A 20,841-nucleotide genomic window follows, 5' to 3' on the forward strand; every position below is an offset into this window, starting at 1 on the left:
GCGTCGCCGTCACCAAGTCGTTTCCAGGTCCCGGTGTGAAGCGCAGGGGTGGCCCCTCATGGTAGGGACGACACTATCGTCCGCACGATCGCACTGTCCGCCCGGATGGCCCCGCCGACCGCTACCCGCGCAGGAAACTCACGATTCCCTCAGAGATTCCCTGCGCCGCCTTCTGCCGCCATGCGCCGTTGGTGAGCAGCGACGCGTCCTTGGTATCGCGCATGTTGCCGCACTCGATGAACACCTTGGGAACCGTTGACAGATTGAGACCGCCCAGGTCCTTCCGTGTCACGAGGCCGGTGCCGTCACCGACGTAGTTGGCGGGCGGCTCGCCGGTGAGCCGCAGGTAGCGGCCCGCGATGCGGGTGCCCAGGTCCTCGGAGGGACCGACGACGGGGCGGGTGTCGGCGCCGCCCGCGTGCACGGACGCGGGGAGGATGACGTGGAAGCCGCGGTTTCCCTGCGCCGAGCCGTCCGCGTGGATGGAGACGGCCGCGTCGGCGCGCGCCGTGTTGCCGATGCGGGCCCGTTCGTCGACGCACGGGCCCCAGGGCGGGGAGTCGCCGTCGTGCGTCAGTTTCACGGTGGCGCCCTGCCGTTCCAGCAGGGTGCGCAGCCGGTGTGCGACGTCCAGCGTGAACCGGGCCTCCGGGTAACCGGAGTTGGTGGAGGTGCCGGTGGTGTCGCACTCCTTGCGGTTCGTGCCGATGTCCACCTGACGGTTGATCTCGGTGGGGTGCCGGAGGTTGCCGGGGTTGTGACCCGGGTCGATGACGACGACCTTGCCCTTGAGCGTGCCGGAGGCGGCGGCGGGCGCCGAACCACCCGTCGGCGGGCCGGGATCCTTGGCGTCCGCGGCGGAGTCACCGGCCCGCGGGGACGCGGCCGACGGTGCGGACGCGGGCCCCGAGGAGGCGGCGGGCGAGGCGGAGCCCGCGCCGCCGGAGGACCCGCCCGAACCGCCCGCCGCCGCGTACACGAGCCAGCCGAGCAGTGCGCCGGGCACCAGGGCGGCGAGCGCGACGGTCAGCGGTCCGCGCCGGGGCCGGCGCGGTCGCGGGGGATCGATGTCCGGTCCTGCGTACGACACGCCTGCCACCTTAGGGCCTGTCCGGCGGATCGGGTCGCAGGCGGGCGTGCCGGGCCGGCGTCCGCGGCGTGAGCCGACGGAGCGGACCCCGCGGCCGTGCGGGACGTCCCCGAGGGGCGGCGGGGTCCCGGCGGGCGGTCCGGCGGCGCCGGGAACCGTGCCGGGGTCAGATCCCGGGGCCGGTCCGCCGCAGCACGCGCAGCGATCCGGTCGCGTCCGTCTCGGTGAACGCGCCCGATTCCAGGGCCCGCAGGTAGATCCGGTACGGCGCCTGCCCGGTGAACTCGTCCTCGGGGTGCGGGAAGACGTCGTGGATGACGAGGAGCCCGCCGTCGGCGACGTGCGGAGCCCAGCCCTCGTAGTCGGCGGTGGCGTGCTCGTCGGTGTGGCCGCCGTCGACGAAGACGAGACCGAGCGGGGCGTTCCAGATCGCGGCGATCCGCGGGGAGCGGCCGACGAGGGCGACCACGTGCTCCTCCAGGCCCGCCCGGTGCAGGGTGCGGCGGAAGGCGGGCAGCGTGTCCATCAGGCCGACCTCGGGGTCGACGGTCTCCGGGTCGTGGTAGTCCCAGCCCGGCTGCTGCTCCTCGCTGCCCCGGTGGTGGTCCACGGTCAGCGCGGTGACGCCGGCCTCGCGTGCCGCGTCCGCGAGCAGGACGGTGGACCGCCCGCAGTAGGTGCCGACCTCCAGCAGCGGCAGCCCGAGCCGCCCGGCCTCGGCCGCGGCCGCGTACAGCGCCAGCCCCTCGTCCGCGGGCATGAACCCCTTCGCCGCCTCGAACGCGGCCAGGATCTCGGGCTTGGGTGCCGCGGGCATGGGGATTCCTCTCGGTCGTACTCGGTTCGGTCGTACCCGGTGCGGTCGGGCCCGGTCGCACCGGGCGTGGGGCCTTCCGGGCGCCCCATGCTGCCGCACCCCCTGCCGGCCTGCGACAGGGGGTGCGCATGTGTGCCTCCGGGTGTCCGGGGCCCTGCGGGCGTCCGGGCCGGGAGCCGGGTCAGGCCCCGGCCGGCAGGGGCAGGTCCAGGTCGACGGGGTGGTCGTCACCGGTGTGCGTCGCGGCCGAGGCGAGCGGCCCGTGCCCGGCGGCCCTGGCGGCCAGCACGTACGGTCCTTCGGCGGGGACCGCCAGGGCGTAGGAGCCGTCCTCCCCGGAGAGGGTGGCCCCCGCCTGGCGGCCCCGACGGTCGATCAGGGTGACCTTGGCGCGGGCGACCGGGGCGCCGGCGGCGTCCAGCACCCGGCCGCGGAAGCCGCGCAGGACCTCCTCCGCGTGCCGGATGCCGGCCTCCTCCTCGCTGCTCGCGCGCAGTTGGGTGTGCTGGGCCGGGCGGGGCGTCCGGGGCAGGAACACCGCGAGCAGCAGGCCCACCGCGACGGCGGCCGTGGCGATGAGGAAGGAGACGCGGAAGCCGTGCATGGTGGGGATCGCGACACCGCCCACGTCGTTCGCCGTGTTGGCCAGCACCATGCCGATGACGGCGCTGGAGACGGAGGTGCCGATGGACCGCATCAGGGTGTTGAGCCCGTTGGCGGCGCCGGTCTCCGAGGCCGGGACCGCGCCGACGATCAGGGCGGGCAGGGACGAGTAGGCGAGGCCGATGCCGGCGCCGAGGACGACCGAGGTGACGATCGTCTGCCAGGCCGCGTCCATCAGGCCGAGGCCGCCGCCGTATCCGATGCCGATGATCAGCAGGCCGATGATGAGGGTGGTCCGCGGGCCGAAGCGGGCCGACAGGCGGGCGTACACCGGCGCGGTGAACATCATCGTCAGGCCCAGCGGGGCCACGCACAGACCCGCGACCACCATGGACCGGCCCAGGCCGTAGCCGGTGGCGCTGGGCAACTGCAGGAGCTGGGGCAGGACCAGCGAGACGACGTAGAAGCTGACGCCGACCATGATCGAGGCCAGGTTGGTGAGCAGCACCTCGCGGCGGGCGGTGGTGCGCAGGTCGACCAGGGGCGCCTGCAGGCGCAGCTCGTACAGGCCCCACAGGACGAACACGGCGACGGAGGATCCGAACAGGCCGAGCGTCGTACCGGAGGACCAGCCCCAGTCGCTGCCCTTGGTGACGGGCAGCAGGAGCAGCACCAGGCCGGCGGACAGGCCGAGCGCGCCGAGCAGGTCGAAGGAGCCCTTGGCGCGCACCGGGGACTCGGGCACGACGAGCAGGGTGAGGGCGATGGCGAGCGCGCCGAGCCCGGCCGCGCCGTAGAACAGGGCGTGCCAGTCGGTGTGCTGCGCGACCAGGGCGGCGGCGGGCAGGGCGAGGCCGCCGCCGACGCCGATCGAGGAGCTCATCAGCGCCATGGCCGAGCCGAGCCGCTCGCGCGGCAGCATGTCCCGCATGAGACCGATGCCCAGCGGGATCGCGCCCATGGCGAAGCCCTGCAGGGTCCGGCCGACGATCATGGTGAGCAGTGTGCTGGTGACCGCGCTGACCAGGGCGCCCGCCACCATCACGGCGAGGCTGAGCACCAGCATGCGGCGCTTGCCGTAGAGGTCGCCGAGCCGGCCCATGATCGGGGTGGCCACGGCGCCGGACAGCAGGGTCGAGGTGAGGACCCAGGTGGCGTTGCTGGGTGCGGTGGCCAGCAGTTGCGGCAGGTCCTTGATGACCGGCACCAGCAGGGTCTGCATCACCGCGACCACGATGCCCGCGAAGGCGAGCACCGGGACCAGGGCCCCGCTCGCCCTCCGGCCGGGCTGGTCGGTCGTCGTGTGCGTCATTGAGTTCGGCCTCCCGGGTGACATGAGTGCCGGGTAAACCTCGTATGCGCGGGCAACTATTCCGTTGCTTCGGGCCTCTAATGAATTCTTGACCCACCCATGGGTTTCTGACCTGCCGTCAAGGGTCCGGGTGGACGCTTCGGCGGCGTGGGGGTGGGGGTGGGCGTGGGCGTGGGCGTCCTACTGGGGCCGCGCGTCCGGCTCCGGGGGCGGGGTGGCGGCTCGTACGAGGTTCTGCTCCAGGCGTTCCAGGGTGGCGAGGGCGTCGGCGCACTCGGCGCCGGAGAGACCGGCGGTCGAGATGTCCTCGAGCCGGCTCCAGACCTGTTCCACCTCCCGGCGCAGGGCATGGCTGGCCGTGGTGGGTTCGATCAGTGAGGCGCGCCTGTCGGTGGGCGAGGGGCGGCGGCGCACGAAGCCGGCCTGTTCGAGGCGGCGGACCGTGCGGGTCATGGTGGCGGCGTCGGAGTCCATGAGCCGCACCAGGTCGATCTGGCGCTGGGGGCCGAGTTCCCACAGGTGCATCATGACCAGCTCCTGGCCCGGGTGCAGGCCGATGCGGCGCAGCAGCTGTCCCGCGAACATGCGGTGCAGGCGGGCCAGCCGGAAGATCGCGTGGCTGATCGGTCCGCCGCGGGCCGCGCCCGGTACCGGCACGGTGGCTTCCTGCGCCGTCACCTCGGGGTCCTGCTCGGCTTCGGCTGCGGGCTCGGTCATCGCTTCCTCACTCTCCTGCTTGGACAGGAGAACTCTACCTCTCGGTAGGGCTCCGGTGATCGCCTCCTCTGTCGATTGGTGCGTTGCACCAGCCAGAGAAGCTGTTACTTGCTTCACTTTCCGGCCCGGAAGGCGGATCGGTGGCGTTTACTGTTCGGACAAGTGATTTACTTGTTCAGACAGGAAAACCTTGAGCGCGGGCCGGGGCGACCGGCCCGGGAGCGCCACTTGTCCGAGGGAGCGACTCATGACCACTGCTTTCGATCCGATCGTCCTGGGCGGCACCCGCCTCGCGAACCGCGTCGTGATGGCGCCGATGACCCGCAGCCGCGCCTTCGGGCCCGATGCGGAGCCGACGGAGCTGATGGCGAGGTACTACGCGCAGCGGGCCGGCGCGGGGCTGATCGTCACCGAGGGCGTCCAGCCCTCGGTGGTCGGCCAGGGCTACCCCGACACCCCCGGTCTGCACACGCCCGGGCAGGTGCGGGCATGGCGGACGGTGACCGACGCCGTGCACCGTGCGGGCGGGGTGATGTTCGCCCAGTTGATGCACACCGGCCGGATCGGTCACCCGAGCCTGCTGCCCGACGGCCTGGTGCCGGTGGCGCCGTCGGCGGTGGCCGCCCGGGGCCGGGTCTTCACCCACCAGGGTCCGAAGGACTTCGTGACGCCGAGGGAACTGGACGAGGCGGAGATCCGGCGGACCGTCGCCGACTTCGCGAACGCCGCGCGCAACGCCGTCGAGGCCGGGTTCGACGGGGTGGAGATCCACGGCGCCAACGGCTACCTGATCCACCAGTTCCTCGCGGACAACACCAACCTGCGCACCGACGCCTGGGGCGCCGGCACCGAGGGCCGGATCCGGTTCGCCGTCGAGGTCGTCACGGCCGTGGCCGAGGCGATCGGCGGTCGGCGGGTCGGTCTGCGGATCTCGCCCGGGAACCCGTACAACGACATCGTCGAGGACGACCCGGGCGAGGTCCACGGGGCGCTGCTGGACCGGATCGCCGGTCTGGATCTCGCCTACCTGCACCTGATGGAGGGCCCCGACGCCGAGCTGACGTCGCGGCTGCGCACGGCATGGCCCGGCACGTTCGTCCTCAATCCGTTCACCCACCCCGACGCCACCGGCCCGGACGCGCTGAAGCTGATCGAGGACGGGAGCGCGGACATGGTGGCCTACGGGGCCCTGTTCCTCGCCAATCCCGACCTGCCCCGGCGTCTCGCCGCCGGCGGCCCCTTCAACGCCCCGGACCAGTCCACCTTCTACGGCGGCGACCACCGCGGCTACACCGACTACCCCACCCTCACCGCCTGAACGGCGACCCCGTCAACCCCCTTCTGCCTTGGGAGTCCCCGATGTCCAAAGCGATCACTCTCTCCGAGTACGGCGCGCCCGAGGTGCTGCGTCTGTCCGAGGTCACCGTCCCGGAGCCCGGCCCGGGCCAGGTCCGGATCCGGGTGCGCGCCGCCTCCGTGAACCCGCTCGACACGAAGATCCGCTCCGGCCTGATGGCCGGCGCCATGCCGGTGCGCTTCCCCGCGATCCTCGGGCTGGACGCGGCCGGTGTCGTCGACGCGGTCGGCGAGGGAGCCGACGCGGCCGTCGGCGATGAGGTCCTGGGCGCCACCACGGGCGGCGGCTACAGCGAGTACGCGCTGCTGGAGCGGCCGGTCGCCAAGCCCGCGGCGCTGTCCTGGGAGGTCGCCGCATCCCTGGTGACGGTGGGCCGGACCGCGTTCCGCGTCCTCGCCGAGCTGGGCGTGGGCGAGGGGCGGACTCTGCTCGTCCACGGTGCCGGCGGCAGCGTGGGCGTGATCGCGGTGCAGTTGGCCGTCGCCCGCGGCGTCACCGTCGTCGCGACGGCCGGCGAGCACGACATCGAGCGGGTCACCGCGCTCGGAGCCACCACCGTGCGCTACGGCGACGGCTGGGCGCCGCGGGTGAGGGCGGCCGCGCCCCAGGGCGTCGACTTCGTCCTCGACGCCTCCGGCGCCGGCGTCCTCGCCGACTCCGTCGACCTGACCGGGGACAGCGCCCGCGTCGTCACCATCGCCGACCTGTCCGCCGAGCGGTACGGCGTCCGCTTCAGCGCCGGCGGCGCCGACGCCGCCGGTCAGGCGGATGAGGCTCTGCCGCGGCTGGCCCGGTCGGCCGCCGACGGCACCCTCACCCTGCCCGTCTGGCGGACCTACCCGCTCGAGCAGGCCGCCGCCGCGCACGCCGACCTCGAAGCCCACCGCAACCGGGGCAAGGCCGTCCTGCTGCCCTGACTCCCCGCTGCCGCCTCGCCCGCCCGGGCGGGCGAGGCGGCAGCGCGCACCGTGCGATGCCGGTCCCGTCACCCACGACCGGCGTCCGCGACGACCTGCCGCACATCAGGGCGCCCACCCCGGTCGTCTCCACCACCCGTGGAACGCCCCGAGGAATGGCAGGACCCCATCACCGGCTTCCTCGCCCGGCACGGCGGCCGACCGCCTGCTCGGCGTCGCGGCGACCCGCATGCGGTCGTACGCCGAGCATCCCGGAGGCCCGGGCATCCCCGAGGAGCGAACGAGAGCCGGGCATCCCCGAGGAACGAAGAGAGGGGCTCCCCGCCGTCCGGCGGGGAGCCCCTCTCTTCATCCGTTGCCGTCAGGCAGCCGCCTCGGCGGTCTCCTCGGCCGGCTTGCGGTGACGCCCGCGCGGAGCGGTGTCCCCGTCCTGGGCCGCGACCGGGCCCCGGTGCCGGCCATGGCCGGCCGCGTCCTGAGAGTCGGCAGACAGCGGCTGAGTCGTGCTGGTGTCGCTCATCGGAAGAATTCACCCCGTCAACATGATCTTTTTTCAGCCGGGCGAGTGTAACCAACCCACCCACGGCCGGATCCAGACGGGCACGCCGACCGGCACTAGTTCGTTACATGACGTCCGAGCGGTGCCTCCCGCAACGGCACCGGACGGACCGCCACCGGTTCCGGGGGTTCCGGTACCGGCGTCCGCGGGGTCGCCTCCAGCGTCTCCGGCGCCTCCGGCACCCCGGCGGCCGTGCCGTCCCGGACCGGCGTCCCGGGGACCGTCGCCCGCGCCTCCCCCCGGGGCGCCGTCAGCTCCGCCACGCCGCACGGGACCTCTCCCGTGGCGTACGGAAGCCGCAGCACCCCGGCCGGCGTCCACAGCCCGCACCCGGTCAACCACCCCCGCGGGGCCGGGAGATGACTTACCCGCCGCTCGGCCGGCCGCCAGGTCCCGACCCAGCCGCCGCGCGGCCCCTCGAAGCGCAGCGCCACCGCGCAGCTCTCCGGCATCAGCACCTGCCCCGGCTGGATCGCGAACGGCGTCACCGAGCAGTCCGGGACACGCAGGCAGTTCGGGAAGCGCACCGGCAGCGTGCTGCCCAGGACACCCCAGCCCAGCCGTTCCCGCCCCGGGGAGGGCGCGTCCGAGGAGATGACCAGCAGCCCGCTGTCCGGATCGGCCAGCAGCAGCCGGTCGTCGCTGCCGTCCGTGATCTGCAGCAGGGGCCACACCTCACCGTCGCGCCCCAGGTCCACCACGACCGTCTTGGTGCGTCCGTCCAGTTCCCGGTCCAGCGCGAGCAGCCGTCCGGCACGGTCCAGCCAGACCCCGCCCGAGCAGCGCCCGGGGACCTCGGCCAGCCGCTCGGGCCCCAGCGCGCCCCCCGCCACCAGCCACACCGCCGTGGCCCGGGGGCCGACGGCCAGGGCGTACGCCCGGGCGCCGCCCGGCGCCGGGGGCAGCAGGGTGAGCCGGGTGCCGGGCTCCGGGCACTCCACCGCGCCCAGCGGCAGCTCGCCGGTGCCCGGTCCGGTCGGGTACACCAGGCAGAAGGTGTGCCGGTACTCCGCCACCCGCCGGTGGACCAGCACCCGTCCGTCGCCCATCGGCTGCACCTGGGTACCGGGCTCCTCCGGCTGGTGGCCGGGCAGCGGCACCGCGTACGGCTCCGGGCCGTCCAGTGTCCAGCGCTCCGGGAACCAGGAGTCACCGTCCGGCGCGAGGCGGGCGGCGTACATGCCGTCCGCCGTGATGGCGCACCCCGTCCGCGGCGCACCGTCGTCCTCGCCGGACAGGTCGGTCGAGGGGAGTTCGATCGCACAGGCCGTCATCGTTCGGTCACCTCCGGCGACGAAGCTAGTTTTCGTACGCGCGGGCGGGGAGCCGCTGGACAGCGGCTTCACACATACGGGTGGCGCAGAAGCGATTCAGCCGAGGGTGCGGCGGCCTCTGTGCTGAGCGGTCCGGCCGGGGCGGAGGCGGTACGTCCGCGCGGAAGGGCCAGGTAGCCTTTTCCCCGTGCCCCGTCTGTCTGAAGTCATCGCCGCGCTGGAGAACCTGTGGCCCGCCGAGCGGGCCGAGTCCTGGGACGCGGTCGGCACGGTGGTGGGCGACCCCGATCAGGAGGTCACCCGGGTCCTGTTCGCCGTCGACCCCGTGCGGGAGACCGTCGACGAGGCGGTGAGGCTCGGCGCCGACCTGCTGGTCACCCATCACCCGCTCTATCTGCGCGGGACGACCACGGTCGCGGCGTCCACCTTCAAGGGCCGCGTCGTGCACACGCTGATCAAGAACGACATCGCGCTGCACGTGGCGCACACCAACGCGGACACCGCCGACCCCGGTGTCTCCGACGCCCTGGCCGGCGCGCTCGGCCTGCGGGTCGTACGCCCCCTCGTGCCGGACCCGACCGACCCGGCGGGCCGCCGGGGCCTGGGCCGGGTCTGCGAACCCGACCGCCCGCTCACCGTGCGCGAGCTGGCCGCGCTGGCCGCCGAGCGGCTGCCGGCCACCGCGCAGGGCATCCGGGTGGCCGGCGACCCCGAGGCCGTCGTCCGCGCCGTCGCCGTCAGCGGTGGTTCCGGCGACAGCCTCTTCGACCAGGTCCGCGCCGCCGGCGTGGACGCCTTCCTCACCGCGGACCTGCGCCACCACCCGGCCTCGGAATTCACGGCGTCCGTCGCCCACAGTCCTCTCGCGCTGCTCGACGCGGCGCACTGGGCCACCGAGTGGCCCTGGTGCGAGCTGGCCGCAGCCCAGCTCGACGAGATCTCCGACCGTCACGGCTGGGACCTCAGGGTCCACGTCTCCAGGACGGTCACCGACCCCTGGACCGCCCACGCGGCGTCCACCGTCACCGCCCACCCGTCGCCCACCACCACCCTTCCACCGAGCGCTTCCCGCGCCCCTTCCGATTCCACGGGAGCCCCCAACTGAACGCCGCGCCCGCCGACCAGATCCGACTCCTCGACGTCCAGGCCCTGGACGTCCGCCTCCAGCAGCTCGCGCACAAGCGGAAGTCGCTGCCCGAGCACGCCGAGATCGAGTCGCTGAACAAGGACCTCACGCAGGTGCGCGACCTGCTGGTGGCCGCGCAGACCGAGGAGAGCGACACCGCCCGCGAGCAGACCAAGGCCGAGCAGGACGTGGACCAGGTGCGCCAGCGCGCCGCCCGCGACCAGCAGCGCCTGGACTCCGGCGCGGTCACCTCGCCCAAGGACCTGTCCAACCTCCAGCACGAGATCGTCTCCCTCGCCAAGCGCCAGGGGGACCTGGAGGACGTCGTCCTGGAGGTCATGGAGCGCCGCGAGTCCGCGCAGGAGCGGGTCGCTGAGCTGTCCGAGCGGGCCGGCTCCGTCCAGGCGAAGATCGACGACGCGACCGGCCGCCGGGACGCCGCCTTCGAGGAGATCGACGGCGAGGCCGCCTCCGTCACCAAGGAGCGCGAGGTCGTCGCCGGGTCCGTCCCCGCCGACCTGCTGAAGCTCTACGACAAGCTGCGCGAGCAGCAGGGCGGCATCGGCGCGGCCAAGCTGTACGCCCGCACCTGCCAGGGCTGCCGCCAGGAGCTGGCGATCACCGAACTGAACGAGATCCGCGGCGCGGCCGCGGACACGGTGGTCCGCTGCGAGAACTGCCGCCGGATCCTGGTGCGCACCGCCGAGTCGGGTCTGTAGGAGCCGGCGCGGTGCGGGAGTTCATCGTCGAGGCGGACGGCGGGTCGCGGGGCAACCCGGGGCCCGCCGGGTACGGCGCCGTGGTGAGCGACGCGGTGACGGGGGAGACCCTGGCCGAGACGGCCGAGTACCTCGGCGTCGCCACGAACAACGTCGCCGAGTACCGGGGCCTCCTCGCCGGCCTCCGCGCCGCGCACGCCCTGGACCCCGCCGCCCGGGTGCACGTCCGGATGGACTCCAAGCTGGTCGTCGAGCAGATGTCGGGCCGCTGGAAGGTCAAGCACCCGGACATGAAGCCCCTGGCGGCGGAGGCGAACCGTGTCTTCCCGCCCGGCCGGGTCACCTACGAGTGGATCCCCCGTGCCCGGAACACCCACGCCGACCGCCTTGCCAACGAGGCCATGGACGCGGGCGCGCGAGGCGAGCAGTGGTCCGCGGCCGGCGACGACGTCGAAGCCGAGGCGATGCGCGGGGCGACGGGTCCCGCGGAGCCAGCGGCGGGCACGGCCGCGCCGTCCGGCACCGCCGGGCAGCAGCCCCCCGGTTCCGAGCGGCGGCCTCCCGACTCCGGGCAGCCCCCCGGCTCCACCGGCCGTGAGCCTTCCGGCCCCGCCGCGCAGTCGCAGGCACCCGGCTGGAGCGCCGCCCCCGATCTCGGCACCCCCGCGACGTTCGTCCTCCTCCGGCACGGCGAAACACCCCTCACCCCCCAGAAGCGCTTCTCCGGCAGCGGCGGCACCGACCCCTCCCTCTCCGGCGTCGGGAGGGAGCAGGCCCAGCGGGTCGCCGCCGCGCTGGCGAGGCGCGGCACCGTCCAGGCCGTCGTGGCCTCACCGCTCGCCCGCACCCGGGAGACCGCGCGCGTCGTCGCCGCCCGCCTCGGCCTGGAGGTGTCGGTCGACGAAGGGCTCAGGGAGACGGACTTCGGGGCCTGGGAGGGCCTCACCTTCGGTGAGGTCCGCGAGCGTCACCCGGACGACCTGAACGCCTGGCTCGGGGACCCCGAGGCCCGTCCCACCGGCGGCGGCGAGAGCTTCGCGGAGACCGCCACCCGGATCGCGGCCACCCGGGACAGGCTGGCCGCGGCCCACGCCGGCCGCACCGTCCTGCTGGTCACCCACGTCACGCCCATCAAGACGCTGATCCGGCTCGCGCTGGGCGCCCCGCCGAAGTCGCTGTTCCGCATGGAACTCTCCGCCGCGTCCCTGTCCGCGGTGGCCTACTACGCGGACGGCAACGCGAGCGTGCGGCTGTTCAACGACACGTCGCACCTGCGTCCCTGAGCCCCGCCGCGCCCCGGGTCCTCCACCCGCCCCCGGTCCCCGGCGGCCACCGCGTCCGCCGGGACCGTCCGGCTCCCGCCCACACGGCCGACGTCGGGCAGGGACGGGTACCCGGGCGCGGTCGCCGGACCCGTCCCGCCCGTCGGGCAGAACCGGGCCTGCGGCAACGGCCCGGCCGGCGACCCGGGATAGGCGGTGCCCCCTGCGGCCCGGGCCGGGAAGAACTCCATCCCCCGCACCCCGTGTTCCAGCAGCGCCACGACCTCCGACGCGGTGGACACGCCGGGCAACGATCTCAGGAGTGGGGTGCGCTCAGTGGACCTCGTCCACCAGCACGTCCAGCGCCCACGGCTTCCCCGCGCCGCCCGGAGCCTCCGCCTCCACCGCGTACCCGAGGTCCCGCAGCGCCGCCACCAGCTCGGCGGGGTCCTTCGGCGCGGCCCCTGCCGACAGCAGGCTCCGCACGATCCGGCCCTTCGTGGCCTTGTTGAAGTGGCTGACCACCTTCCGGGTCGGCGCGTGCAGCACCCGCACGGTCGCGGTCCGCCCGGCGACCTCACCCCTCGGCTTCCAGGCCGCCGCGTACGCCGCGGAACGCAGGTCGAGCACCAGGCCCCGGCCGGCCGCCTCGGGCAGCACCTCGGCCATCGGCGCCCGCCAGTGCCCCGCCAGCGCGCCGAGCCCCGGCAGCTTCACGCCCATCGAGCAGCGGTAGGAGGGGATGCGGTCCGTCACCCGCACCGCTCCCCACAGCCCCGAGAAGACCAGCAGCGAGCGCGCCGCCCGCTTCTTCGCCGCCGCGTCGAGCGAGGCCAGGTCGAGGGCGTCGTACAGCACACCGGTGTAGATCTCCCCGGCGGGCCGGGCGCCGGCCGTGCGCAACCCGGCGTTCTTCGCCACCTCGCCGCGCAGCCCCTCGCTGAGCCCGAGCACCTCGCGTGCCTTCTCCTCGTCGGCGGCACACAGCTCCACGAGTTCCGCCAGCACCGCCTCCCGTGCCCCGGTCAGCCCCGGCAGGGACAGCGACTCGGGCTTCAGCGGGGCGCCACGGCCCGAGGGCGCCTTTCCCTCCGAGGGCGGCAGCAGGACAAGCACGCGTACTCCTTCGCATCGGTTCAGCGCCAGCGTACGGGGTGCTGCGCACGCCCCCTCGCCCTACGCTCGTCACATGCCCCGCCGCACGATCCGGCTGACCGGCGCCGCCGAGGCCCCGCTGCGGGCCGCCCTCGTCGCCCTCCGCGCCGAACTCGGCGTACCGGAGGACTTCCCGCCCGAGGTGGGGGAGGAGGCCGAGCGCGCGGCGAAGAACCCCTTGCCGCCCTGGCACGACGCCACGGAGCTGCCCTTCTTCACCCTCGCCCCGGCCTCCTCCACCGACCTGGACCAGGCGGTGCACCTGTCCCGGCGGGGCACCGGATACCGGGTCAGGTACGCCATCGCCGACGTCGCCGCCTTCGTCGTACCCGGCGGAGGGCTGGACGCGGAGACGCACCGGCGGGTGAACACCCTCTGCTTCCCCGACGTGAGGGTCCCGCTGCACCCCACCGTGCTCGGCGAGGGCGCCGCGAGCCTGCTGCCCGACCGGACCCGGCCGGCCGTGCTGTGGACGGTCGACCTGGACGCGGAGGGCCGGACCGTCGCCGTCGACGTGCACCGGGCCCTGGTCCGCAGCCGCGCCGGGCTCGACCCCGCCGGCGTCCAGCGGCAGATCGACGGCGGCACGGCGGAGGAACCGGTGGCCCTGCTCAGGGAGATCGGCCGGGCCAGGCAACGGCTGGAGGCCGAGCGCGGCGGCATCTCGCTCCACGTCCCCGAGCAGGAGATCACCGAGCGGGACCACACCCGCCTGCTGACCTACCGCGCCCCGCTGCCCGCCGAGGGCTGGAACGCCCAGCTCTCCCTGCTGGCCGGAATGGCCGCCGCCGACCTGATGCTCGCCACCGGCACCGGAGTCCTGCGCACCGTCCCCGCCGCGCCGGACGGCGCGGCGGCCAGGCTGCGCCGTACCGCCACCGCCCTGCGCGTGGACTGGCCGCACCACGTCTCGTACGCGGCGCTGCTGCGCACCCTCGACCCGCGTCAACCGCACGACGCGGCCTTCCTCCAGGAGTGCACCACCCTGCTGCGCGGCGCCGGCTACACGGTGTTCCGGAACGGCGACCTGCCCCCGATCACCAGCCACGCCGCGGTGGCCGCCCCCTACGCCCACTGCACGGCCCCGCTGCACCGCCTGGCCGACCGCTACGCCTCGGAGATCTGCCTCTCGGCGGTCGCCGGGGAAGCCCCGCCCGCCTGGGTGCGCGAGGCACTCGGCACCCTGCCCCGGCGGATGGCCGACGGCGCCCGCCGCGCGGCCGCGGTCAAACGCGAGTGCGTCGACCTCGTCGAGGCCGCCCTGCTGGAGGACCGCGTCGGAGACGTCTTCGAGGGCGTGGTGATCGACCTGGCCGACCACCCGGACGCCGGCACCGTGCAACTGGAGTCCCCGGCCGTCACCGGCCGCGTCGAGGGCGCCGGCCTCCCCCTCGGCGAGCGGCTCCGGGTCCGCCTCACCCGGGCGGAACCGGGCCGGGGGAAGGTCCTCTTCGCTCCCGCGTGAGCACCCGCCGAACCTGCTCGCCGGGCGAACGGGCCTGCGCCTGTACCGGGGCGCGGAACCGTGGATGCGCTGTGACGGTGTCGCCATGGTCCTGGAGGTGACGTCCACCAGACCCGGGACCGACCGCGGGGCGCGGCGCCGCCGCCCTGCGCGCGCCGGCATCCCCCTGTACCTGCTGGTCGACCGTGAGGCCTCCTCGCTCACCCTGTTCGGCGAGCCGGGGAGCGACGACTACCGCCGGCACTGCACGCTGCCGTTCGGCAGGCCCCCGGCCCTCCCGGAGTCCTTCGCGCTCGACCTCGAGACCTCGGAGTTCCTCTGACCGGAGAGCCATGGGCGGGACCGGGTGCCCCCACACGCCCGGTACCATGGTCGGCACGGCAGACGAGCCGGGCGGGCGGCCGCGTGAAGTTCCCGCGAGGGGCTTCCCGAGGAACGTCCGGGCTCCACAGGGCAGGGTGGTGGCTAACGGCCACCCGGGGTGACCCGCGGGACAGTGCCACAGAAAGCAGACCGCCGGGGGCCTCGGCCCTCGGTAAGGGTGAAACGGTGGTGTAAGAGACCACCAGTGCCCAGGGTGACCTGGGCAGCTAGGTAAACCCCACCTGGAGCAAGGTCAAAAGGAGCGCCGTGAAAAGCGCTCTGCGCGGACGTTCGAGGGCTGCCCGCCCGAGTCCGCGGGTAGACCGCACGAGGCCGGTGGCAACACCGGCCCTAGATGGATGGCCGTCGCCCCGGGGCCCGCGAGGACCCCGGGGAACAGAACCCGGCGTACAGCCCGACTCGTCTGCCGCTACCTGCGGCTTTGCCTCGGAAAGGGCCTCCGACCTGCGTCGGAGGCCCTTTCCGATCTTTCAAGGGCTTGCCGTGTTAGGCCGCGAAAAGTCCCTCGGGAGTCCCTCAGACAGCGCTGAAAGTCCCTGAAAAGTCCCTGGAGCGGAGGGGCGGGCGAAGCCTCTGAGCTGCACCGAATCCTCGGCGTAGGTCCGGAGCAGGAGGCCGAGCGCGGGCAGCTGCGTGCCTAGCCGAGCGCGCGCCTACGGGGAGTCGACGGACGGGCGGCAGCGGAGCCGGACACCGTACAGACCCCACATCGGGTTTATGGACGCAGTCAGAACGACCAGCTGCGCCGGTCGGACAGCCATCGCAGAGTGACTTCGCCGCACCATGTCTGATGCTGGCGAAGATGCGGTGACCAGTCCGCCGGAGGCTGTGCACCGGAGACCAGGAAGAAGCCAGAGAGCGCGGCGAGGGCGGCATCGAGCTGCTCGTCGGCGACCCCGAGGGCGGTAGGATGCGCCGCGAACAGAGTCGTGGCGTCGTGACCGTCAGCGAACGCGGTGGCCAAGAGGAGGACCAGGTCGAACCAACTGGCCCCGACACACGGCCAGTTCCAGTCGCAGATCCACGCGCCGCCGCGGGTATCGCTGAGTACGTTGTCCTGGCGCAGGTCGTGGTGCAAGACGGCGGTGCCCGCTGTGGCCATTCGCCATTGGCCCTCCAGCTCAGCCAGCTGCGGCGTGAGCCCGAGCGGCGTCCATGCAGGCAGAAGCTCCGGCCTGGTCCTGCCGGCTTGCAGGTCGCGCCAGTCGGTGAAGTCGCCCTCGGCGTCGATCGGCTTGAGACCGAGTTCCAGTATTTGTGGCGAAGCCACGGCGAGCGCCTCCGCCGCGGCGGCGTAGGTGTCCAGGGTGGCGTTCAGGTCGTTGGACTGCCAGGGTTCGGCGGGCATGTGCCCGCCATCGACCGCGTCGAAGCCAAGGACAACCCATTCGTCCTGCTCCTCGATCCACTGCAAGCGGGGAGCCGGAACCTCCGGGGGCAGTGCCTGGTTGATCAACGCCTCCCTCCGGTAACAGTCGGCGATCACAGCGTTCTCTCCGCCGTTGACCGCCTTGATGAACTGCGTGCCGCTGCTTCCGTGGGCAACCGCGGCAAACCCACTGGTGAAGCCGCTCCCCGCACTTGGCTCTGCGTCCACCACACCACCCAAGTGCCGTGAGATCAGCTGCCGGACGGCATGTGGAAGGTCGCCCCAGCGCGGACGTACCGCTGTGGAGTTGTACTGCAGGCGCGGGGTGACGATGTTCGGCATTCTGCAAGAGTGGGGGAACCCATCCTCCCTGTGCGACAGATTTCTAGTACGGGTCCGGGCCAGTCCAACTGGTAGCAGCCACTACCTCGCCGAACGGCGTAGCCACGACGCTGGCCGCGCTACCGGAGGACGAGCAGATCCGTGCGTTCGACGAGTGGGGAAAGAGTTCGGTCGTCGCGGCCTTGGGCGAATGGCTGGCGCAGTCTCATTGACATCGCGACGGTGATATCACCGGAGGAATAGGGAGTCGGACGGTCTGTGGCTCATGGTGGTCATCCGCCAGTCCGGGCTTTACCTGATCTCCCGGTTGCCCTGCAGGGCTGCCCGGTGAGGTCGGCGAGCGATCCGTTCACTTACAGGAGATCGCGTTGACGCCCTAGCTCCTGCCCGTTGAGAGGTTCCAGCTATGTCGCGCCCGTTTGAGGAATCGCCCTACGCGTTCACCGTCCCGCCTCGGGTCGAGGAGGTGTCGGCAGCAGGAGACCGCGTCGCGGACCGTGCTCGGCGGCTTGGGCTGGAATTGGGCGAGGAACTGACCGACGACTTGAAGCTGCTCACCGGAGAGCTGGTCGCGAACTCGGTCACGCACACGAAGGCCGCGTGCGCGGTGCGCGTACGGTGGACCGGAGAGCGGCTCCGTGTGGAAGTCACCGATATCGATCCCACGCCGGTGGCTCTCTCACAGGCTCTGCCTGCGGACGAGCACGGGCGTGGTCCCTGCCTTGTTGCTGCACTGGCAACAGAGTGGGGCTCGCAATCCTGCGTTGCGGGGAAGACGATCTGGTTCGAACTGGAAGTGCCATCCTCAGCAGAAGCGACCATGACCATGGCGACCTCGCGTTGTGAAGTCCCGCCTGAGCAGGCGATGGCCAGCTGCACAGGCAACGTCCCTCCGGTGCTGGCGAAGCCCTTGCCGATAGTGGGTGCACGAGCACGAGCCGAGTACCAAGCGGCCTGAAGGCGTATCGATGCCGGACATTCGGAGGGGATGTTTCCGAACCTCTGGTGCTCGGGCGGCCAGTTCGCCGTGGCCACTTCGATTCCCACTGTCCTGCCATTTCAGCTACACAGCGTGAAGTTCAGCTGTGACGTCGATCTCCCCACCAAGGCAGGATCGGGGGCAGATCGCTCAGTCCTCGGGCGGGTCCTCGGCGGTCTGCTCGACCAGGCCTTGGGCGGTGGAACTCCGGGCTCCGACTTGATTTACGACATGACGGGATACGGAAACACGAAGTCCGTGTGTGTCGGTGGAGGGGCCGGAGCCGGCTTCGGCGGGAGCGTTTCCGGTTGCTTGGGCGTCATGCGGACCGACGGCGGGTTCGACTTGGCCTGGATCGGATCGGACAGCGTCGACGTCACCTCGCCGGGGTGGGGTGTCTCGCTGACAACGGAAACCAGCAATGCTGACAGCTGGGACCAGGTTCGCGGTTCGGGCCTGGGTATAGACGGCTCGGTCGCCATCTTCACCGGTGGCTATAGCCAGGCCGTCAACACCTATAGTGACTGCCGCGAGGATGGCACCAGCCTTCTGGTGCTGAGCGTCGTGAGGAACAGCAACGGTGATCCCGTTGGCTCCTTCTCCTTCGGTGTGACGACTCCTGGGCTGGACGTCGGTGGCTCTTTGAGCTGCTCGCGCGTGCACTGATACGGGTGGGTAAGCACACGTTGTGAACCTTCGCGGGGCGGGCGGGAATCCTGTCTGCCCGCCCCGCGGACATGATTACGAGGAATGCAAATGTCGCTTCATCTCGGGCCTTTTCCCCTGGTGCCAGCCCTCCTCATCCTTGGCGGCTTGCTGGGCGTGTTCAATCCATGGGGTATCGGAGACTCCATATTTCGGCTGCAGAACATATATCCAAAAGTCGCATACTCGCCGGAGGAAATCCGGCGGCAGACCTTCGTGCTCGGACGGACGGTCACCCTTGGCGGCTTCGGTCTGCTGATCTGGTTCCTGTTGCTCGATCTCGGCGTGAGTCGGCAGGTGCTGGTGGGGTTTGCGGTGGTTGCGATTCCCTGCGCTGTGGCGCTGGCCCTGTACACGATCTATGACACGGTGAAGCGATGGATGAAGGCACGAGACAGGTGACTTCCGGCTATGAGGTGCCCGCATGGCGAAGGGCGGCATCGTGTCAATAGCCGGGCTGTGGGGGCCGGAGAACCTCACCGATGCGCCGAAAACCCTGGTAGCGCGCGGGGCTCTGCTGGGAGCCCAGGGCGCTGGGCTCGTGGTGGCCTGCGCGGTCGGCGGGGTGCTGACCGGTCACCGGGCGGCGGGTCTGTGGGGAGGTGCTGCGGTGACGCTGCTGCTCGTGGTGTATCTGCTCGGGCTGAAGGCAGGGGGCGCGCTGGTGGGTACCGTCGCGGTCCTTGGCGGGATCCTCGCCTGGTGGGTGCCGAGTTTCACGCCGAGGCCGTGCTCGCAGTGCGTGGCGAGCACCGGACCGTGGTCGTCTCCGCCGTGCACGAGCATGCCTACGAAAGCCGGAACTACTCCAACTACTCCTGTTCGGTGGCCCTCCCGGACGGTACGCCGGTCGCCGTCGAGGTCTGGGCGAGCTGCGACGCCTCCAGCAGGGAAGGCGACCGGTTCACCATGCTCTTCGACCCGGCCGGCAAGGTCGCCCCGACGGACCGGCGCGTACCGGGCTCCGCGTTCGAGCCGACGGCGCTCACGGCGGGAGGCGCACTGGCTCTGACCGCGGCCTTCTGCATCGCCGTCGTGCGCTCACGTCGTGGGCGATCCACTGTCCGCTGAATCGGGCTGGGCACAGCCTCCGACGGGGGCGCGTTGGGGGTTACCGGTTGGCCTCGCGCTTTCATGAACCGGTTGTCCGACGGGTGGCCAGGTAAGCGAAAAGTGCCTCTGCCCAGCAACAATTAGGATTGTCGAGGTCCTTGTTCCTGCCACCGTCGCAGGCACTTCCCAGGTGAAGAAGCGTATCGGGTCCTATCCGCGCGTCCATAGCGAGGGCGGCGGTAATGGGGTGGTGTCCCAGGCTGTTGCGGCACTCCTCGTCATCGTCGGTTCAACTCTCTATCCGATCTACCGGGCTTCGTCCCGTCAGGACACCTAAAACGTTGAGAAAGAGGTTGAGATCCCGTGTCAGTTCCTCCGCCGCCACCGTATCCGTATCAGCCACCGGGGCCGGGGCAGCAGTGGAATCCCATGCCTGCGCCTCCAGCTCTGAATCCGTTCGCGGTCACCGCGTTGGTGACGTCGCTGCTGTGCCTCGCTCCGCTGGGGCTGATATTCGGCATCGTCGCGTTGCTGCAGATTTCTAGAAAAGGGCAGCGGGGCAAGGGTCTCGCGATTGCCGGGATCTCGGTTTCCGGTGCTGCCGCGAGCAGCTGATGGTCGGTGATGCCGAGCTTGTTGCGCAGCACGCCGTTGGGCATGGCGTATGGATCGTTCACCCTGCCCGCCGCTCCGAAGCCTGTCGGTGGCGGGCGATCGCGCGGGCGACCAGGGTGTCCGCGTCGACGTCGCCCTTCACGTACGCCTCGGTATCGCGGTCGGAGGCCTCGGAGGCGTGGAGCCCTTCGGCCTCGATGGAGCCGGTGGCCGAGGCGACGGCCGCACGTCGTGCCGCCCGGCCGCTCAGCGCCTCGTAGGCCTCGACGGACAGCAGGACGCCCTGGGGCTTGCGGTGGGCGCCGATCAGGACCGGGTCGGCATCCGCGCCGGACTCCGACAGGTCAGCCAGGATCTGCGACAGTCCCGCGCGCGCGTCGCTGACGGTCACGACCTCAGGGATCACCATGTTGTCACCGTACCCATATAGAGGCTTGATTCTGTACAGATTCTAGTACGGATTCCGGTGAGTGTCCCGCGTCGGGCGGCCTGGGAGGTATCTTCACCCCCGTCCCGGAGGCTGCCACCAACCGAGACTGCGACGTCCTCTCCGATGTCGGCGGGTCGAGGCGGACTACCGGCAGATCGCGCCGGTTGAGTTCGGTGATCTCCCTGTCGGCGGTGATGTTGTCCGCCTCAGTGGCCACCGGAACCTGCCTCTCCGAGAACGACGAAGCCCCCGTGCGGAGCCATCAAGGTAGCCACGGCAACGCCCTCTCTGTACGTTTGTGCAGGTCATAGCGTCGCGGTGGCTCTCCCCGGCGTACAGCCCGACTCGTCTGCCGCCACCAGCGGCTTTGCCTTGGAAAGGGCCTCTGACCTGCGTCGGAGGCCCTCTCTGATCTTTCGGCGGTCTAGGCCCGTCACGCGCTGGCCGGGCTGCTCGAACGGCGGCACAGCAGAGCTCCTTCCAAGGCCGAGGCCGGGGCCGAAGCCATCCCGTACCAGCCATTCGCGACACGCCCCTGCGTATGACGGCGGGCGCCGCCCCTGCCCCGTTCTGGGTGCAACAAGGACATGG

Annotated in this window: 21 protein-coding genes, 1 other RNA gene and 1 pseudogene; 13 read left to right on the plus strand and 10 right to left on the minus strand. The window is 72.1% G+C overall.

Annotated features, from left to right (window positions below):
- Nucleotides 1-121: 121 nt before the first annotated feature.
- The 4 genes from MXD57_RS19240 to MXD57_RS19255 form a co-directional block, all read right to left on the minus strand.
- Nucleotides 122-1,090 (minus strand): N-acetylmuramoyl-L-alanine amidase, encoded by a 969-nt coding sequence (locus tag MXD57_RS19240; protein ID WP_250402767.1) that lies wholly within the window; start codon nt 1,088-1,090, stop codon nt 122-124.
- A gap of 166 nt (nt 1,091-1,256) precedes the next feature.
- On the minus strand, nt 1,257-1,907 hold the full coding sequence (locus MXD57_RS19245; protein ID WP_250402768.1) for a class I SAM-dependent methyltransferase: 651 nt from the start codon (nt 1,905-1,907) through the stop codon (nt 1,257-1,259).
- A gap of 181 nt (nt 1,908-2,088) precedes the next feature.
- Nucleotides 2,089-3,822, minus strand: coding sequence for an MFS transporter (locus MXD57_RS19250; RefSeq protein WP_250402769.1), 1,734 nt, complete (start codon nt 3,820-3,822; stop codon nt 2,089-2,091).
- A gap of 180 nt (nt 3,823-4,002) precedes the next feature.
- On the minus strand, nt 4,003-4,539 hold the full coding sequence (locus tag MXD57_RS19255) for a MarR family winged helix-turn-helix transcriptional regulator (RefSeq protein ID WP_250402770.1): 537 nt from the start codon (nt 4,537-4,539) through the stop codon (nt 4,003-4,005).
- 247 nt (nt 4,540-4,786) lie between these two features.
- Between MXD57_RS19255 and MXD57_RS19260 the strand changes: the two genes are divergently transcribed.
- Together MXD57_RS19260 and MXD57_RS19265 are read left to right on the plus strand one after the other, a co-directional pair.
- A complete protein-coding gene (locus MXD57_RS19260; RefSeq protein WP_250402771.1) occupies nt 4,787-5,857 on the plus strand; it encodes an alkene reductase in 1,071 nt (356 codons plus the stop codon).
- Nucleotides 5,858-5,898: 41 nt separating this feature from the next.
- Nucleotides 5,899-6,813, plus strand: a complete 915-nt coding sequence (locus MXD57_RS19265; RefSeq protein WP_250402772.1) for an NADP-dependent oxidoreductase — start codon at nt 5,899-5,901, stop codon at nt 6,811-6,813.
- A gap of 361 nt (nt 6,814-7,174) precedes the next feature.
- Here MXD57_RS19265 and MXD57_RS19270 read toward each other — a convergent pair whose 3' ends face one another.
- Together MXD57_RS19270 and MXD57_RS19275 are read right to left on the minus strand one after the other, a co-directional pair.
- Nucleotides 7,175-7,333 (minus strand): hypothetical protein, encoded by a 159-nt coding sequence (locus MXD57_RS19270; protein WP_250402773.1) that lies wholly within the window; start codon nt 7,331-7,333, stop codon nt 7,175-7,177.
- A 95-nt stretch (nt 7,334-7,428) separates the two neighbouring features.
- Nucleotides 7,429-8,646, minus strand: coding sequence for a hypothetical protein (locus tag MXD57_RS19275; protein WP_250402774.1), 1,218 nt, complete (start codon nt 8,644-8,646; stop codon nt 7,429-7,431).
- A 187-nt stretch (nt 8,647-8,833) separates the two neighbouring features.
- Here MXD57_RS19275 and MXD57_RS19280 point away from each other — a divergent pair, with 187 nt between their 5' ends.
- Genes MXD57_RS19280 through MXD57_RS19290 form a run of 3 tightly spaced genes read left to right on the plus strand, consistent with a single transcriptional unit; the run spans nt 8,834 to nt 11,774 of the window.
- Nucleotides 8,834-9,751 carry a Nif3-like dinuclear metal center hexameric protein gene (locus MXD57_RS19280; protein ID WP_250402775.1) on the plus strand — a complete coding sequence of 306 codons (918 nt, stop codon included), beginning with the start codon at nt 8,834-8,836 and terminating at the stop codon, nt 9,749-9,751.
- Nucleotides 9,748-10,491 carry a zinc ribbon domain-containing protein gene (locus MXD57_RS19285; protein ID WP_250402791.1) on the plus strand — a complete coding sequence of 248 codons (744 nt, stop codon included), beginning with the start codon at nt 9,748-9,750 and terminating at the stop codon, nt 10,489-10,491. The genes MXD57_RS19280 and MXD57_RS19285 overlap by 4 nt, the downstream gene beginning before the upstream one ends.
- An 11-nt stretch (nt 10,492-10,502) precedes the next feature.
- Nucleotides 10,503-11,774: a bifunctional RNase H/acid phosphatase gene (locus MXD57_RS19290; protein WP_250402776.1), complete on the plus strand. Its 1,272-nt coding sequence runs from the start codon at nt 10,503-10,505 to the stop codon at nt 11,772-11,774.
- On the opposite strand, the pseudogene MXD57_RS19295 reads toward MXD57_RS19290, so the two are convergent.
- A pseudogene (locus MXD57_RS19295) lies at nt 11,714-12,064 on the minus strand (hypothetical protein); the annotation flags it as partial. The gene MXD57_RS19290 and the pseudogene MXD57_RS19295 overlap by 61 nt on opposite strands.
- A gap of 22 nt (nt 12,065-12,086) precedes the next feature.
- Nucleotides 12,087-12,869: a peroxide stress protein YaaA gene (gene yaaA / locus MXD57_RS19300; protein ID WP_250402777.1), complete on the minus strand. Its 783-nt coding sequence runs from the start codon at nt 12,867-12,869 to the stop codon at nt 12,087-12,089.
- A gap of 73 nt (nt 12,870-12,942) precedes the next feature.
- Here yaaA and MXD57_RS19305 point away from each other — a divergent pair, with 73 nt between their 5' ends.
- From MXD57_RS19305 to rnpB, 3 genes are all read left to right on the plus strand, one after another.
- On the plus strand, nt 12,943-14,373 hold the full coding sequence (locus MXD57_RS19305) for an RNB domain-containing ribonuclease (RefSeq protein WP_250402778.1): 1,431 nt from the start codon (nt 12,943-12,945) through the stop codon (nt 14,371-14,373).
- Nucleotides 14,374-14,437: 64 nt separating this feature from the next.
- Nucleotides 14,438-14,695 carry a Uma2 family endonuclease gene (locus tag MXD57_RS19310; protein WP_374114725.1) on the plus strand — a complete coding sequence of 86 codons (258 nt, stop codon included), beginning with the start codon at nt 14,438-14,440 and terminating at the stop codon, nt 14,693-14,695.
- A 63-nt stretch (nt 14,696-14,758) separates the two neighbouring features.
- Nucleotides 14,759-15,163: RNase P RNA component class A (gene rnpB, locus MXD57_RS19315), an RNA gene on the plus strand.
- 321 nt (nt 15,164-15,484) lie between these two features.
- Here rnpB and MXD57_RS19320 read toward each other — a convergent pair.
- Nucleotides 15,485-16,468 (minus strand): hypothetical protein, encoded by a 984-nt coding sequence (locus MXD57_RS19320; protein ID WP_250402779.1) that lies wholly within the window; start codon nt 16,466-16,468, stop codon nt 15,485-15,487.
- Between the two features lie 406 nt (nt 16,469-16,874).
- Between MXD57_RS19320 and MXD57_RS19325 the strand changes: the two genes are divergently transcribed.
- The 5 genes from MXD57_RS19325 (at nt 16,875) to MXD57_RS19345 (ending at nt 19,820) form a co-directional block, all read left to right on the plus strand.
- The gene (locus MXD57_RS19325) at nt 16,875-17,426 is read left to right on the plus strand and encodes an ATP-binding protein (protein ID WP_250402780.1); all 552 of its coding nucleotides are present in this window, start codon (nt 16,875-16,877) and stop codon (nt 17,424-17,426) included.
- A 30-nt stretch (nt 17,427-17,456) separates the two neighbouring features.
- Nucleotides 17,457-18,113, plus strand: coding sequence for a hypothetical protein (locus MXD57_RS19330; protein ID WP_250402781.1), 657 nt, complete (start codon nt 17,457-17,459; stop codon nt 18,111-18,113).
- 90 nt (nt 18,114-18,203) lie between these two features.
- Nucleotides 18,204-18,554, plus strand: coding sequence for a hypothetical protein (locus MXD57_RS19335; protein WP_250402782.1), 351 nt, complete (start codon nt 18,204-18,206; stop codon nt 18,552-18,554).
- Between the two features lie 300 nt (nt 18,555-18,854).
- On the plus strand, nt 18,855-19,223 hold the full coding sequence (locus tag MXD57_RS19340) for a hypothetical protein (RefSeq protein WP_250402783.1): 369 nt from the start codon (nt 18,855-18,857) through the stop codon (nt 19,221-19,223).
- A gap of 411 nt (nt 19,224-19,634) precedes the next feature.
- Entirely contained in the window at nt 19,635-19,820 is a 186-nt protein-coding gene (locus MXD57_RS19345) for a DUF4190 domain-containing protein (RefSeq protein ID WP_250402784.1), read from the plus strand.
- A gap of 58 nt (nt 19,821-19,878) precedes the next feature.
- Here MXD57_RS19345 and MXD57_RS19350 read toward each other — a convergent pair whose 3' ends face one another.
- The gene (locus tag MXD57_RS19350; protein WP_250402785.1) at nt 19,879-20,229 is read right to left on the minus strand and encodes a type II toxin-antitoxin system Phd/YefM family antitoxin; all 351 of its coding nucleotides are present in this window, start codon (nt 20,227-20,229) and stop codon (nt 19,879-19,881) included.
- Nucleotides 20,230-20,841: the final 612 nt, after the last annotated feature.

The sequence above is a fragment of the Streptomyces cellostaticus genome, assembly GCF_023630175.1.
In the GTDB taxonomy this organism is placed as follows: domain Bacteria; phylum Actinomycetota; class Actinomycetes; order Streptomycetales; family Streptomycetaceae; genus Streptomyces; species Streptomyces cellostaticus_A.